Below are 14,064 nucleotides of genomic sequence, written 5' to 3' on the forward strand. Positions count from 1 at the left end.
AATACAAATCTCATCTGTCGACACGCTATGCTTGAAAATCGGCATTTATCGTTCTGAAAGGCCCGCAGCTTCGGGCCCCACCCACCAGCGCTGGCGCGCGCACGGCGGTGCTTGCCGCTTTTGAACATACGCCCGCGTGTGGTGCTCTCTCGTGGCGCGTTTCCTCAACGCTGCCTGCGGCGCAGCAACCAGACAAAGAAGGTGCCACCCGCAAGCCCGGTCACGATCCCGATCGGCATGTCTTCGGGCGCCATGACCGTGCGCGCGACAATATCCGCCCAAAGCAGGAAAACCGCGCCCAGCAAAGCCGAGGCTGGTAAGACCCGCGCATAATCGCCCCCCACGATCAACCGCACGATATGAGGCACCATCAGCCCGACAAAACCTATGATCCCGGAAAAGGCGACCATCACCCCCGTGATCAACGCGCCGATGAAAAAGATCGACAAGCGAAAGCGTGCCACATTCAGGCCCAGCGTTGCGGCAGTTTCATCCCCCACCGTCATGGCGTTGAGGTTCTCGGCATGGATGCGCAGATAGACGCCGCAGAAAACCAGAATGAGCAGCGGAAAGACGAGCTGATCCCATTGCGCCAACCCCAAGCCCCCAAGCATCCAGAACACGACCGTATGGGTCGCGCGCGGATCACCAAGGAAAATCAGCACATTCGCCATCGACATCACGATGAAGGAAACCGCAACCCCGGCCAGCACCAGCCTATCCGCACTGGTGGCGGCGGCAAACTGCGAGACTGCCAGCACCAGCAGCGTCGCGCCCAAGGCCCCTGCAAAGGCCAGAAGAGGCACCGTCAGCAGCCCAAGAAACAACCCGGTGTGCAGCAGCGCAAGAATGGCGCCAAAAGCCCCGCCCGCAGAAATCCCCAGCAGATGCGGATCCGCAAGCGGGTTGCGCGTGACGGCTTGCAGACTTGCGCCCACCATCGCCAGACCGGCACCCACGAAACAGGCCAGCAGGGCGCGTGGAAAGCGGATGTCCCAGACAATCGCCTCGCGCCCAGCCGACCAATCGCCCTCGAAGGATGCACCAAAGGCATTGTTCAGCACCACGCCCCAGACCGTGGCAAAGGGGATTGAAACAGCGCCCACGCTGACCGCCATGCTGAGCGACACCAACAAAACTGCCCAGCCGCAGATCATGGCGACAGGGTAGACCGCAGACTGCCGGGAGCGTGCTGCGGCGGCCCTGAACATGGCGATCACTGCGCCCGGAAGGCGGCGGCAAGTGTCTTGACGGCGGCGATGTTGCGCGGCCCCGGCGTGGCCTCCACATACTCAAGCGTCACGAAACGGTCGTTGCGCACCGCGTCCAATTCCGCGAAAGCCGGGTTTGACATCATGAAGTCGCGCTTCTGTTCGGCGGTGACGTCCCCGTAATTGACGATCACGATGACCTCGGGATTGCGTTCAACGACGGCTTCCCAGCCTACCGTCGCCCAGCTTTTTTCCAGATCATTCATTATGTTCACGCCGCCCGCGGCCTCGATCAACGCATTCGGCATCGCATAGCGCCCGGCGGTAAAAGGCACGTCTTCGCCGCTGTCATAGACAAAAACACGCGGCGGGGTGCTGAGCGGCGACAATGACGCGGTGAAGCTGTCCAGTTCCGCGCGGTAGCCTGCGACCAGTGCCTCCGCCTTTTCGGATACGTTAAAGATCGCGCCGAGGTTCAGCAGATCGGCATACATATCTTCCATGCTGACGGCGGCTTTCTCACCAACGTGAATGCAGCTTTCGGTCAGCTCGTATACCTTGATGCCAAAGGGCTCCAGCGTCTCGGGGGTCACTTCGCCGCCGACCCGCATGCCATAGTTCCACCCCGCAAAGAAGAAATCAGCGTCCGCCCCGATCAGCACTTCCTTGCTGGGGTATTTGGCGGATAATTCTGGCAAGGCTTCGACGCCTGCGGTCATTTCCGCATCCAGCGTTTTCCAGCCGGAGATACCGGTATAGCCCACCATCCGGTCCGCCAGCCCAAGGACCAGCATCATCTCGGTCAGGTTGACGTCATTGGAAATTGCAGCCTTCGGCGGCGCGTCGAAGGTGACGGTTCGATTGCAGCTTTGCACCGTTGTCTGCGCCAGCGCGCCGGTGCCCACAAGCGTGATGAAGAGGGAAGAGAGGATATGTGTCGTTTTCATTTTGTGCCGACCTTAATGCGGAAGATGGAAGGATAAGTGTTTGGCCTTGCTGGGGCTGAGCTGCTCTGCGCGCGCCTCGACGGCAAAGACGTCCGAAACACGATGCGCAGTAAGCACCGCATCAGGCGGCCCCACGCCACGCGTGTGTCCGTTTTCGAGCAGCAGAATGGTATCGCAGGCATCCGCCGCGACATTCAAATCGTGCAGAGAGACGATGATCGTCACATCCAGCGCGCGAATGAGGGCGAGCACCTCAAGCTGATGGCGGATGTCCAGATGGTTGGTCGGCTCATCCAGCACGAGCACCTGCGGCTCTTGCGCAAGGGCGCGGGCCACCATGACCCGCTGGCGTTCACCGCCCGACAGGTTGACGAGGTCCCGATCCGCCAGATCGCTCAGGTTCAGCGTCTCAAGCGCGGCTTCCACGATCTGCGCATCCTTTGCGCCTGCGGTGGCAAACCCAAGGCGGTGCGGCGCGCGACCCAGCGTCACGATTTCGCGCACTGTCAGTCCAAAGGACGACGGCTGTTCCTGCAAAACCGCCGCCACCTTTCGCGCAGCGGCGCGCGGCGGGATCGACCAGATGTCGTCTCCGCCGATCCTGATCTGACCACTCAGGGGCGCCTGATACCGGTAAAGCAGACGCAACAGGGTTGATTTACCCGCCCCATTTGGACCGACAACGCCCATCACGCTGCCGGCTTTGGCGCGAAAACTGGTTGGGTGCAGCAAGAGCGGCTCTTTGCGGCGCGGCGCCCAGCTGATGTTCTGCGCGACAATGTCCGTGGCGTTCATGAGACACGCACATCGCTGACTTCAAGCGCGATGATGGCCGCAGGCACGCGCGCAAGCGTGGTTTTGCGTAATTTGCCGGGACGATCAACCGACGAACACCATCCGTCCTCCAGCAGTGCGTAATCACGTGCAAAACGAACCAGATCAGCGATATCCGCATCCGCCTCGATGTCGCCAAAAAGATAGGTCGCCTTGCGCGTGCCGTGATAGGCAACCGTGCAGGGGCGATCACAGCCCGCCATGCAGGCCACGCCGGAAATCTCGAATTCTCCGCTCACGCTGTCGCCCGCAGCAGCAATGGCCGCGCGCAGTCTGGCAATCAATTCATAGCCAGGTTTGCAGTCGGTGCCCTTGTGTCGGCAGGATGTGCAGATTGTTATTCTATGTGTCGGTGTTCCCATGTCGCCCTCCGCGATTGCGCAGGGTGCCTTGTGGGACATGTATTTTTCGACGGGTTGGCCCGTAAATCCATCATGACCTCCTGTCCGGACACCCCGCCCGGGTTGAAGTTACATCGATGATGGCAGGTCTCCTGACTTGCGGGTCACAGCTTGCCCGATCCTTCCCGGATGCGGATGCACCCAGTGGTGATCATCGGGGTCGCTCACCGCTTACAGTTGCGGGGGCAGTCACGGACTTGGCGTCTGTTACGAACGCCGCACCGTATTCCCTTTTCAGCCCGGATTGCTTTTGGCTTTCCGAACACCATCCCCAGAACCCTTTCCCGACATTCTGCCGCGCGTCAAGGGAAACTCTGTGCTGTCCGCATTTACATGCCGTCGGCCAAAAGCGCAGCATTGCAATGCCAACGGATTTCTCGTTATGAAGGTGTTGGTATCATGGGCCTCAAAGGTCTGCGTTTGTGGTATCTTTTGGAGAACGCATGGAACCTGCAACGCTTCACCCCATGGCGACCGGACATATTCCCAAATATGTGACCGCGGCTGATGGCAGCGACTACCTTTTCACCTTCATGGTTTTTTTCACGGTCGCAATCGTGATCCTGATCGGTGTCGCCTATTTCACGCTGCATGCGATTCCGGAAAAGCTGGCGCATAAGTCGAACCATCCGCAGTTCCAACTGGTTGGTATTTTGTCCCTGCTCGCCCTGTTTACTCACAACGGGCTCTTCTGGGTGGCCGCGATCCTTGTGGCGGGGTTCCAGTTTCCAGACTTCAGCAGCCCCCTGCGCGCCATTGCCGATGCGATTGATCGAAACGGGTCGCATGACACACCCGCCGCTGCGCAAACCCCGATCAATCCGGCGCCGAAAGACACCTCCGATGCTTGAGACACTGATCTGCGCGCTGTTTACGATCCTACCTGACTATCTCTATCGCCGCTTCCGGCAGGGCAAGAGAATAGGTATTGAAATCAACCTTTTCAGCGTCTGGTATGAACTCAGGTGGGGCATAACCGGATGCGCGATCATGGCGCTCACCGTGATTACCACGCTGTTTTATTTCCACCCGGCCACAAATTCCGTCGTGTCCTATTTTCGCACAGTGACGATCTTGCCGCAGGCCGGGGGCCGCGTGCTGGAAATCTACGTCAAGAACAACGAATTGGTGAACCTGGGCCAGCCGATATTTCGTCTGGAGGACCACTCCCAACGCGCACAGGTCGAAGCCGCAAAGGCGATGATTGCGCAGGCCGATGCCTCCCTGAAAGTCGCGCAAACCGATCTGACCGAGGCCACCGCCGCCATCGCCGGGGCCACCGCTGCCCTGAAGCAGGCGGAGGAAGAGCTCGAACGCAATGTGACCCTGCGCGATCAGGGCTCGACCGCCGTGCGCCTTACTGAAATCGACCGTTTTGAAAACCTCGTTGCGCAACGCTCCGCACAGCGTGACGCAGCGATTGCCCAACTGGCGGAGACGCAGGAACGCATCGATTCGCTCATCCCCGCGCAGAAAGCCAACGCGCTCGCACAGTTTGATGCAGCCAATGCCGAGCTGGAAAAAACCGTGGTCTATGCGGGCGTGACCGGTCGTGTCGAACAACTGAGCCTGCAGGTCGGTGACTACATCAGCCCGGTCCTGCGACCAGCGGGCGTTCTGGTGCCCGTGACATCCGGGCGGAGCCGCTTTCAGGCCGGTTTCAACCAAATGGCCGCACAGGTCATCAAACCGGGAATGATTGGCGAAATCGGTTGTATGACCAAGCCGTTTACCGTCATTCCGATGGTGGTTGTCGCGGTTCAGGACGTGATCCCGTCGGGACAGGTCCGCCCCAGCGACCGCCTGCTGGACCCGCAGAACAACCAGCAGCCGGGCAGCGTCATGGTCTATCTGGAACCGCTTTACGAAGGGACGGCCGAACTATTGCCGCCGGGCAGCAACTGCATCGCGAACGTCTACACGGACAATCACGAACGCCTTGAGGACGAAAGCCTCGGCACTCTTCACAAGCTGGCACTACATGTGATTGACACGATCGGCGTGGTCCATGCGGCTGGTTTGAGACTGAGACTATTGCTGATGCCGGTGCAGACGCTAGTGTTCAGCGGCGGTCATTGATCCAGAGCGTGTGACGAAAAACCTGAAAAATCACGCATCACGCAACGCGTTGAAATCCTTTATTTCAGGCAGCGTTACGTGATCTACGTTTTTCGCATGACGGTTTAAACGCGTATGAGGCCGGAACTGACCGACCCGTTTTCCCAGCCTGTCGCAGTTTGTCAGCCCCCCTGCGCGGGCTTTTATGCTCATAGCGATGTCCACAGGTGCAAGAGCAGCCCCGCCACAAAGGATCCCGTCAGCGCGATCCCCACGTAGAGGAAAAAGACACGCCGCTTGACCAGTGCCCAGACCGCAATCGCCGCTGGCAGGGAGGTCACGCCACCGGCCACCAGAAAGGCAAGGCCCGCTCCCGCCGCCATTCCCTGATCCATCAGGCCGCCGACAAGGGGCAGTGCTGCGTAGCCGTTCAAATAGGCGGGCACACCCACCACCGTCGCGACCGCAATCGGCGCAAGCCCAGACCCGCCCAGCGTTTGCGCAACCAGATCCGCCGGCAGCCAAGCAAGCATCAGGCTCTCCAGCAAAAACGCCAGTGTCAGCCATTTGGCAAGAAACAGGGTGGCCTTGACCCCCTCACGCCAGAACTTGGCCATCCGTTCGTCGTCGCGCCAGAATGTCCAGACCACGTCCTTTGCCCCCCGAACGGAGGAGCCACAGCACCCGCCATTGCCGACGCCGTCGCGCAGCGGATCGCCGAGGCCGCCCGCTTTGCCCATGAGATGAACAACGACCCCGCCCGCGATGCCCAAACCGACAGCCGCCAGCGTTTTCGCAATCGCAAATTCAAGCCCGATGACACCTGTGGTCAGCACGAACATGGACGGGTCCATCACCGGGGAGGCCAGCCAGAATGCCATGACAGCCGCCAGCGGCACGCCCATTGCCAAAAGCGCCGCGATCAGCGGAATGACACCGCAGGAGCAGAACGGGGACAGCCCACCCGCCAATGCGGCAATGACGATCATGACAAGCGGCGATCCGGTGAACGCGCGGGCGATCAGCCCATCCGCGCCGGACGCGCCCGCATAAGCCGCAATGCCGATGGACAAGACGAGAAACGGCGCGACACTGATCAGGTTCTGCGCCACAAAAGCAGCGCTGACAGCCCCCTGCGCAGGCACGATCAGAAACAATGCACCCAGAAGGCAAGCCGAGAACAACCAGACCCTTTCGTGCGTCCACAGCCTATGGATCAGGTCAGAGGCCCGCGAACGCAGGTTCAGCGCAAGTTCTGTCATGACGAAATCCTTGGATTTATCGTTTCTTTATGCGTGAAAGTACGACCGCTCATGCGGCATCCTCCCGGGAGAGTTTGACGCCCACGCAACATTCGGACGTCAGGAAAGAAACGATCTGATGCATGGCGTCATATTTGACGCGGTTCACGATCTGGCGTCCTTGCCGTTCCTGCCGGACAAGACCCGCATCCACCAAAGCCTTGAGATGATGCGCCAGCGTTGACGGCGCCATGTCCAGATGATGGCCGATATCGCCAACATTCAGCCCCTCATCCCCCGCGCGCACGAGCAGGCGAAACACTGAAAGACGTGTGGCGTGTCCGAGGGCTGCAAGAGCGGTGGCGACAGATTCGTTCGTTTCCATGGCCTCAACATAACCATAAAACTAGTTTTGTAAATGAATGCTTGTGCCGGGTCGGTTTTTTTAATGCTGCCAAGGGGCGGGGCGCGCAGGTCTGACGTCAAGGCGCAGACCCGGCGCAAGACATACGTTTAACCGTTAGACCAGACCCTGCCACCACAGGAACAACAGGGTCAGTCCGCCAAAGATCAGCAGGTTCAGCACGACACCCGCGATCATATTCACCAACCGGCCCCACCGCGCATCCGCAAGGTCCAAGGCTTCCAGATGCTCGGCAAGCTCCATATAGGCGCTGTCCAGCGCTGCCATATCCAGCCGTCGTGCGAGTTTCGGGTTCAGCGCCATGGTTTCGGCCTCAACCAGCATCGCGGCCTTTGCGCGCAATCCCTGCGGCAACTGTCGCCGTGCACGATAGGCCGCCTTTGCCAGTGTGGGTGCCTTGATCCCCATATGGACCCGAAACAGATCCCGCAGCGCCGTGACTTTTGCGGTGATCTTCTCGCTCTCCTGCATGGCGCTGCTCCCTGTCAGAACGCTTCTCGCCGAATGGTTCTGGCAGAGCCTAGCGAAATCCGCTAGCCCTTGGCCATGTTGAACGTGAATGAATTTGGCGCGCCCACCGCCCCCGCCGTGATGATTGTCCATGGGCTTTACGGCTCTGCGCGCAACTGGGGCGTGATTGCCAAACGCCTGTCTGATGGCTTTCGCGTCTATACGGTCGATCTGCGCAACCACGGTTTGAGCCCCCACACCCAAACGCACAGCTATCCTGAAATGGCCGCCGACCTGGCCGAAACGATCGAACATCTGGGCGGCCCGGTGCAGCTTGTTGGCCATTCCATGGGGGGCAAAGCAGCGATGGCTCTCGCGCTGACCCGCCCTGACCTCGTGCACCGCCTGCTCGTGGCCGACATCGCGCCGGTGGCATATACGCACAGCCAGCTTCCGTTCATCCACGCCATGAAAGCTGTGAATCTGGACGCCGTGTCACGTCGTTCGGATGCAGAGGCGCAATTGGCAGCCCAAGGTGTCGAACCTGCACTGTGCAGCTTTTTCACGCAGTCGCTTGATCTGGGCGAAAAACGCTGGCGGTTGAATCTTGCAACGCTGGAAGCTGAAATGGATAAAATCATGTCCTTTCCGCAGTTCGACACGCGCTTTGACGGCCCCACGCTGTTCTTGAGCGGTGCAGAGTCCGACTACGTTCAACCGCAGCATCGACAAACCATAAAATCGCTGTTTACGCGGGCGCAATTTGCGAAACTGCGCGGCGCAGGCCACTGGCTGCACGCCGACAAACCCCGCGAATTCGAAACGGCAGTGCGTAGCTTTTTCGCAAGCTGAGGTACAATCCCCCTTTCCCCTTGCACGTCAGCCCGGCTTGCCTATAACGCAGGACAATTTGGACGCATATGGCGTTTTGAAAATTGGGGGCCTGATCATGCCGAAAAGAACCGACATCAACTCCATCATGATAATCGGTGCCGGCCCCATCGTCATCGGTCAGGCGTGTGAATTCGACTACTCAGGCGCACAGGCCTGCAAGGCCCTCAAGGAGGAAGGCTACCGCGTCATCCTCGTCAATTCCAACCCCGCCACGATCATGACCGACCCCGAATTGGCGGATGCGACCTATATCGAGCCGATCACCCCCGAAATGGTCGCAAAGATCATCGAAAAAGAGCGCCCCGACGCGCTGCTGCCTACCATGGGCGGGCAGACGGGGTTGAACACATCGCTGGCGCTCGAAGAGATGGGCGTGCTCGACAAGTTCAACGTCGAGATGATCGGCGCGAAACGCGAAGCCATCGAGATGGCCGAAGACCGCAAGCTCTTCCGCGAGGCGATGGACCGTTTGGGTATCGAAAACCCCAAGGCGGCGATTGTCACCGCCCCCAAGGATGCCAACGGCAAGAAGGACCTGGCCGAAGGGGTGCGTCTGGCGCTCGACACGTTGGAAGAGGTGGGCTTGCCCGCGATCATCCGCCCGGCATTTACAATGGGCGGCACCGGTGGCGGCGTGGCCTATAATCGCGACGATTACGAAGCGATCTGCCGGTCCGGCATGGATGCCTCCCCCGTCGGACAGATCCTGGTGGATGAATCCCTGCTGGGCTGGAAAGAGTTCGAGATGGAGGTGGTGCGCGACACCGCCGACAATGCGATCATCGTCTGCTCCATCGAAAATGTGGACCCAATGGGCGTGCACACCGGCGACAGCATCACCGTGGCCCCTGCCCTGACGCTCACCGACAAGGAATACCAGATCATGCGCAATCACTCGATTGCCGTGCTGCGCGAGATCGGCGTCGAAACGGGCGGATCGAACGTGCAATGGGCGGTCAACCCGGTCGATGGCCGTATGGTGGTGATCGAGATGAACCCGCGCGTGTCGCGCTCCTCCGCGCTGGCGTCCAAGGCGACGGGTTTCCCGATTGCCAAGATCGCGGCCAAGCTGGCCGTCGGCTACACGCTGGATGAACTGGACAACGACATCACCAAGGTCACGCCTGCGAGCTTTGAACCTTCGATTGACTATGTGGTCACCAAGATTCCGAAATTCGCCTTTGAGAAATTCCCCGGCAGCACGCCCAATCTGACCACCGCAATGAAAAGCGTGGGGGAGGCGATGTCCATCGGGCGCACCATCCACGAAAGCATGCAAAAGGCGCTGGCGTCCATGGAGGAAGGGCTCACAGGGTTCAACGAGATCGACATTCCAGGTGTCGGGGTCGGGCATTGGGAGGTGGAAGACGCAAACAGGGCCGCCATCGTCAAGGCGATCAGCCAGCAGACGCCGCAGCGCCTGCGCACCATCGCACAGGCCATGCGCCACGGGCTGACGGATGAGGACATATATGGCGTCACCATGTTTGATCCGTGGTTCCTCGCGCGTATTCGCGAAATCATCGATACGGAAAAAGACCTGCGCGAAAACGGCCTGCCCACGGGTGAAAAGGCACTGCGCAGCCTCAAGATGCTTGGCTTTAGCGACGCACGTCTTGCACAACTGACCAATCATAGCGAGGCAGACGTCAGAAAGATCCGCTTGGATCAGGGCGTTGCCGCGGTCTTCAAGCGGATTGACACCTGTGCGGCGGAATTCGAGGCGCAAACACCCTATATGTATTCGACCTATGAGGCGCCCGTCTTTGGCGAGGCCGAATGCGAAGCCCGCCCGACGGACCGCAAGAAGGTCGTGATCCTCGGCGGTGGTCCGAACCGCATCGGACAAGGGATCGAGTTTGATTATTGCTGTTGTCACGCCTGCTACGCCCTGACGGAAGCGGGGTATGAGACGATCATGATCAACTGCAACCCCGAAACGGTCTCGACGGATTATGACACCTCGGACCGGCTGTATTTCGAACCGCTGACTTTCGAGCATGTAATGGAAATCATGCGGGTTGAGCAGGAAAACGGCACGCTGCACGGTGTGATCGTGCAGTTTGGCGGTCAAACTCCGCTCAAGCTTGCCAATGCGCTGGAAGAGGCGGGCATTCCGATCCTCGGCACGACCCCGGACGCCATTGATCTGGCCGAAGATCGTGAACGGTTCCAGCAGCTTGTGCAGAGCCTTGGTCTCAAACAGCCGAAAAACGGCATTGCCCATTCTGATGCCGAAGCCCTCGAAATCGCGCAGGACATCGGCTTTCCACTGGTGATCCGCCCGTCCTATGTTCTGGGCGGTCGCGCGATGGAGATCGTGCGCGATCAGGCAAGCCTTGAGCGCTATATCTCGCAGGCGGTCGTTGTGTCCGGTGACAGCCCCGTGCTGCTAGACAGCTACCTGACCGGCGCGGTCGAGCTTGACGTGGATGCGCTGAGTGACGGGACGGATGTGCACGTAGCAGGGGTGATGCAGCACATCGAAGAGGCGGGCGTGCATTCGGGCGACAGTGCCTGCTCGCTGCCCCCCTATTCGCTGAAACCTGAAATCATCGAGGAAGTCACCGAACAGACACATGCTCTGGCCAAGGCGCTCAACGTGGTTGGTCTGATGAACATCCAATTCGCAGTCAAGGATGACGAAGTCTACCTGATCGAGGTCAATCCGCGCGCCTCGCGCACAGTGCCCTTTGTCGCCAAGGCCACGGATTCGGCCATCGCCTCGATCGCTGCGCGCATCATGGCCGGCGAGCCGCTGCGCAACTTCCCACTGCGCCCTGCCTATGATGCAGATGCCGCCTACGAGGACGTCTTGCCCTTGGGGGACCCGATGACGCTGGCCGATCCGAACATGCCCTGGTTCTCCGTCAAGGAGGCGGTCTTGCCCTTTGCGCGCTTCCCCGGTGTGGATACCATTCTGGGCCCGGAAATGCGCTCCACCGGTGAGGTGATGGGCTGGGACCGTGATTTCCCGCGCGCTTTCCTCAAGGCGCAGATGGGCGCTGGCAACCCGCTGCCCACAAAGGGATGTGCCTTCATTTCGATCAAGGATGCGGACAAGACCGACGAGATGCTGGATGCCGCGCGTCTTTTGCTGGAACAAGGTTTCACACTGGTCGCCACCCGCGGGACCGCGAAATGGCTAAATGCGCATGACATGGCCTGCGGCGTCGTCAACAAGGTCTACGAAGGCCGCCCCGACATCACCGATATGATGAAGGATGAGGCGATCCATCTGGTCATGAACTCCACCGAAGGGGCGCAGGCCGTGGACGATAGCAAATCGATCCGTTCCATCGCGCTTTATGACAAGATCCCGTATTTCACGACCGCGGCAGGCAGCTATGCAGCAGCGCTCGCCATCCGTGCACAAGCTGATGGCGATGTGGGGGTCAAAGCACTGCAAGGCTGACATGCACCGTTGATGTAACGCGTTGAAATCCTTGATTTCAGGCAGTGCCACGTGATGCAGTGTTTTCGCATGACGCTTTAAAAGGCTTGCGCCGTCATGCGTTAAATGCTGATCTGAACGCCTACAGCCCATCACCAATATCGAGGTTTTGAATGCGCATTTATCTTTGCCTGACAGCCACTGCCCTCAGCACCGCTTGCGCCCCCTTGATACAGCCGACAGAACCGACCGAAACCTCCCTGCCCTTTTTTGGCACAGGGTATCCGGCACAGGGTGATCCGTGCCGCCGGCTGGGAGAATCCGCAGAAACGATTGATTATCTTGACCATACCGCCGATCTGGTCGGATGCCCGGTGAACCTCAGTACGCTGGATGATTTTGTCGTTCAAACCGGCGCGGTGGAGGTTTTCCGACAGGACGGTTTTGTCGTTTTCTCCATACCGACCGGCAAATAGGCCAGCCCCTGCCGCTCGAACGCTGCGTCAAGATGTGTCTGCATGCTTGACCCAAGGCCCTATATCCGGTCTCACTTGGGCATGTGTCGGAGGACCCCATGCACAGACCAGCCATAACCGGAACCGGCGTTTTCACGCCTGAGAATGTCATCACCAACGCGGAATTGGTGGCGGCCTTCAACGCCTATGTGGATATTTACAATGCGGAAAATGCAGCCGGGATTGCGGCGGGCGAGGTAGAGGCCAAGGCGTATTCGTCCGAAGAGTTCATCGTCAAAGCCTCCGGCATTCAACAGCGTTATGTCATTGATAAGGAAGGGGTCCTTGACCCAAAGGTCATGCACCCGCTGCTGCGACAACGGGGCGATGAAGAACCTTCGCTGATGGCCGAGATGGGCGTGGATGCGGCACGAAAGGCGCTCTCGCAAGCCGGTAGTGAGGCGGGCGACGTGGATCTGATACTCTGCGCCGCCTCCAATATGGAACGCGCATACCCCGCAATTGCCGTGGAAATCCAGAACCTTCTTGGCGCGGGCGGCTTTGCCTTTGACATGAATGTGGCCTGTTCGTCGGCGACCTTTGGGATTCAGACAGCCGCTGATATGATCAGATCCGGCAGCATCCGACGCGCATTGGTCATCAACCCTGAAATCTGTTCGGCCCATCTGGAATGGCGGGACCGCGATTGTCATTTCATCTTTGGCGATGTGGCCACGGCCACGCTGATCGAACGGACAGAAGATGCAAAAAACGGATATTTTGAAATAGTATCAACGCGCTGCGCGACGGAATTCTCGAACAACATTCGCAACAACAACGGCTATCTGCGCCGGTCCCGCCCGGCGGGTATGGTGGACCGGCGCGACATGCAATTCATGCAAAACGGGCGCAAGGTCTTCAAGGAAGTGCTGCCCATGGTGTCTGAGCACATCAGCGCGCATCTGACGTCCGAAAGCGTAAGCGCGGCGCAGCTCAAGCGGCTGTGGTTGCATCAGGCCAACAAGACCATGAATGACTTTATCGGGCGCAAAGTGCTCGGCCGCACCCCGAAACCAGCAGAACAGCCGAATATTCTGCAAGACTACGCCAATACCTCATCAGCGGGTTCCATCATCGCCTTTTCAAAATACTCCGAAGACTTACAGGCGGGTGACCTCGGGCTGATCTGTTCTTTCGGGGCCGGATACTCCGTCGGGTCCGTCCTGCTCAAGCGTCACAAGTAACGCGGTATTCGTCCGCCTTCACGCCCCGCCGTGATCGTTTTCCAGATGCAATTTCATGTCGATCAGCACCTGCTGCAGCAGCGTGGTTTCTTTCAACAGCCGCTTTGCCTCACTGACAGTGATTTTCCCATCTTCCATGGATTGCTGGTATTCGCCCATCAGCATCGCAAACCTCTGGCTCAGGGCGATCACATCCGCATTCACACCGCCCGGACGTTCCCGATTGGGTCGCCGTTCGTCATATTGCAGCGACGATCCTGACAATTCGGCCAAGGCCCCCGTTACATGCGGATAGCTTGCCGCCTTTTCCAAAAGCGCCACAGCCTCGATCGGCATGAAGCGGTCTGCATGTTCGTCATGATCCGAATAATACCGCCCAAGCGTCGCCTTTGATTTACCTGTCACGAGGCAGGCCTGTTCAACGCCGACATCCTTGACCAGCGCTTCCGTGTGTTTCTTTAGGTATCTGCCGACAACTGACATTCGAGGCTCCTTATCGGTTTCGGTATCG

General features: G+C 59.2%; 14 protein-coding genes and 1 riboswitch. Of the genes, 6 read left to right on the plus strand and 8 right to left on the minus strand.

Going from position 1 to position 14,064, the window contains the following annotated elements; all coding sequences use genetic code 11:
• Positions 1 to 164 precede the first annotated feature (164 nt).
• From RD1_RS16005 to RD1_RS16020, 4 genes are read right to left on the minus strand one after another with little or no spacing between them, the layout of a single operon-like run.
• Positions 165 to 1,211 carry a FecCD family ABC transporter permease gene (locus tag RD1_RS16005; protein ID WP_011569577.1) on the minus strand — a complete coding sequence of 349 codons (1,047 nt, stop codon included), beginning with the start codon at positions 1,209 to 1,211 and terminating at the stop codon, positions 165 to 167.
• Positions 1,212 to 1,216: 5 nt separating this feature from the next.
• The gene (locus RD1_RS16010) at positions 1,217 to 2,158 is read right to left on the minus strand and encodes an ABC transporter substrate-binding protein (RefSeq protein ID WP_011569578.1); all 942 of its coding nucleotides are present in this window, start codon (positions 2,156 to 2,158) and stop codon (positions 1,217 to 1,219) included.
• A 12-nt stretch (positions 2,159 to 2,170) separates the two neighbouring features.
• A complete protein-coding gene (locus tag RD1_RS16015) occupies positions 2,171 to 2,953 on the minus strand; it encodes an ABC transporter ATP-binding protein (protein WP_011569579.1) in 783 nt (260 codons plus the stop codon).
• Positions 2,950 to 3,354: a DUF1636 family protein gene (locus tag RD1_RS16020; protein ID WP_044033504.1), complete on the minus strand. Its 405-nt coding sequence runs from the start codon at positions 3,352 to 3,354 to the stop codon at positions 2,950 to 2,952. The genes RD1_RS16015 and RD1_RS16020 overlap by 4 nt, the downstream gene beginning before the upstream one ends.
• Positions 3,355 to 3,457: 103 nt before the next feature.
• Positions 3,458 to 3,678, minus strand: a riboswitch (cobalamin riboswitch).
• A gap of 158 nt (positions 3,679 to 3,836) precedes the next feature.
• Here RD1_RS16020 and RD1_RS16025 point away from each other — a divergent pair.
• Together RD1_RS16025 and RD1_RS16030 are read left to right on the plus strand one after the other, a co-directional pair.
• The gene (locus RD1_RS16025; RefSeq protein ID WP_044033210.1) at positions 3,837 to 4,244 is read left to right on the plus strand and encodes a hypothetical protein; all 408 of its coding nucleotides are present in this window, start codon (positions 3,837 to 3,839) and stop codon (positions 4,242 to 4,244) included.
• A complete protein-coding gene (locus RD1_RS16030) occupies positions 4,237 to 5,472 on the plus strand; it encodes an HlyD family secretion protein (RefSeq protein WP_011569582.1) in 1,236 nt (411 codons plus the stop codon). The genes RD1_RS16025 and RD1_RS16030 overlap by 8 nt, the downstream gene beginning before the upstream one ends.
• Before the next feature lie 188 nt (positions 5,473 to 5,660).
• Here RD1_RS16030 and RD1_RS16035 read toward each other — a convergent pair whose 3' ends face one another.
• From RD1_RS16035 to RD1_RS16045, 3 genes are all read right to left on the minus strand, one after another.
• Positions 5,661 to 6,713, minus strand: coding sequence for a permease (locus RD1_RS16035; protein ID WP_011569583.1), 1,053 nt, complete (start codon positions 6,711 to 6,713; stop codon positions 5,661 to 5,663).
• Positions 6,714 to 6,762: 49 nt separating this feature from the next.
• Entirely contained in the window at positions 6,763 to 7,077 is a 315-nt protein-coding gene (locus tag RD1_RS16040) for an ArsR/SmtB family transcription factor (protein WP_011569584.1), read from the minus strand.
• A gap of 135 nt (positions 7,078 to 7,212) precedes the next feature.
• The gene (locus RD1_RS16045; RefSeq protein ID WP_011569585.1) at positions 7,213 to 7,587 is read right to left on the minus strand and encodes a hypothetical protein; all 375 of its coding nucleotides are present in this window, start codon (positions 7,585 to 7,587) and stop codon (positions 7,213 to 7,215) included.
• Between the two features lie 75 nt (positions 7,588 to 7,662).
• On the opposite strand from RD1_RS16045, the gene RD1_RS16050 reads away from it, so the two are divergent.
• The 4 genes from RD1_RS16050 (at position 7,663) to RD1_RS16065 (ending at position 13,553) form a co-directional block, all read left to right on the plus strand.
• On the plus strand, positions 7,663 to 8,418 hold the full coding sequence (locus RD1_RS16050) for an alpha/beta fold hydrolase (RefSeq protein ID WP_044033211.1): 756 nt from the start codon (positions 7,663 to 7,665) through the stop codon (positions 8,416 to 8,418).
• Positions 8,419 to 8,515: 97 nt separating this feature from the next.
• Entirely contained in the window at positions 8,516 to 11,875 is a 3,360-nt protein-coding gene (gene carB / locus RD1_RS16055) for a carbamoyl-phosphate synthase large subunit (RefSeq protein WP_011569587.1), read from the plus strand.
• Positions 11,876 to 12,027: 152 nt separating this feature from the next.
• Entirely contained in the window at positions 12,028 to 12,330 is a 303-nt protein-coding gene (locus RD1_RS16060; protein WP_011569588.1) for a hypothetical protein, read from the plus strand.
• A 98-nt stretch (positions 12,331 to 12,428) separates the two neighbouring features.
• Positions 12,429 to 13,553, plus strand: coding sequence for a beta-ketoacyl-ACP synthase III (locus tag RD1_RS16065; RefSeq protein WP_011569589.1), 1,125 nt, complete (start codon positions 12,429 to 12,431; stop codon positions 13,551 to 13,553).
• Positions 13,554 to 13,571: 18 nt separating this feature from the next.
• Here RD1_RS16065 and RD1_RS16070 read toward each other — a convergent pair whose 3' ends face one another.
• The gene (locus RD1_RS16070) at positions 13,572 to 14,036 is read right to left on the minus strand and encodes a hypothetical protein (protein ID WP_011569590.1); all 465 of its coding nucleotides are present in this window, start codon (positions 14,034 to 14,036) and stop codon (positions 13,572 to 13,574) included.
• Positions 14,037 to 14,064 lie beyond the last annotated feature (28 nt).

The sequence above is a fragment of the Roseobacter denitrificans OCh 114 genome, from assembly GCF_000014045.1.
Taxonomy (GTDB): domain Bacteria; phylum Pseudomonadota; class Alphaproteobacteria; order Rhodobacterales; family Rhodobacteraceae; genus Roseobacter; species Roseobacter denitrificans.

Bases quoted from the DNA above. Each gene is read 5' to 3' on its own strand.
- RD1_RS16030 (WP_011569582.1), top strand. From the start codon at position 4,237: ATGCTTGAGACACTGATCTGCGCGCTGTTTACGATCCTACCTGACTAT.
- RD1_RS16005 (WP_011569577.1), bottom strand. From the start codon at position 1,211: ATGTTCAGGGCCGCCGCAGCACGCTCCCGGCAGTCTGCGGTCTACCCT.
- RD1_RS16015 (WP_011569579.1), bottom strand. From the start codon at position 2,953: ATGAACGCCACGGACATTGTCGCGCAGAACATCAGCTGGGCGCCGCGC.
- RD1_RS16070 (WP_011569590.1), bottom strand. From the start codon at position 14,036: ATGTCAGTTGTCGGCAGATACCTAAAGAAACACACGGAAGCGCTGGTC.
- RD1_RS16010 (WP_011569578.1), bottom strand. From the start codon at position 2,158: ATGAAAACGACACATATCCTCTCTTCCCTCTTCATCACGCTTGTGGGC.
- carB (WP_011569587.1), top strand. From the start codon at position 8,516: ATGCCGAAAAGAACCGACATCAACTCCATCATGATAATCGGTGCCGGC.
- RD1_RS16060 (WP_011569588.1), top strand. From the start codon at position 12,028: ATGCGCATTTATCTTTGCCTGACAGCCACTGCCCTCAGCACCGCTTGC.
- RD1_RS16025 (WP_044033210.1), top strand. From the start codon at position 3,837: ATGGAACCTGCAACGCTTCACCCCATGGCGACCGGACATATTCCCAAA.
- RD1_RS16045 (WP_011569585.1), bottom strand. From the start codon at position 7,587: ATGCAGGAGAGCGAGAAGATCACCGCAAAAGTCACGGCGCTGCGGGAT.
- RD1_RS16040 (WP_011569584.1), bottom strand. From the start codon at position 7,077: ATGGAAACGAACGAATCTGTCGCCACCGCTCTTGCAGCCCTCGGACAC.
- RD1_RS16035 (WP_011569583.1), bottom strand. From the start codon at position 6,713: ATGACAGAACTTGCGCTGAACCTGCGTTCGCGGGCCTCTGACCTGATC.
- RD1_RS16050 (WP_044033211.1), top strand. From the start codon at position 7,663: ATGTTGAACGTGAATGAATTTGGCGCGCCCACCGCCCCCGCCGTGATG.
- RD1_RS16065 (WP_011569589.1), top strand. From the start codon at position 12,429: ATGCACAGACCAGCCATAACCGGAACCGGCGTTTTCACGCCTGAGAAT.
- RD1_RS16020 (WP_044033504.1), bottom strand. From the start codon at position 3,354: ATGGGAACACCGACACATAGAATAACAATCTGCACATCCTGCCGACAC.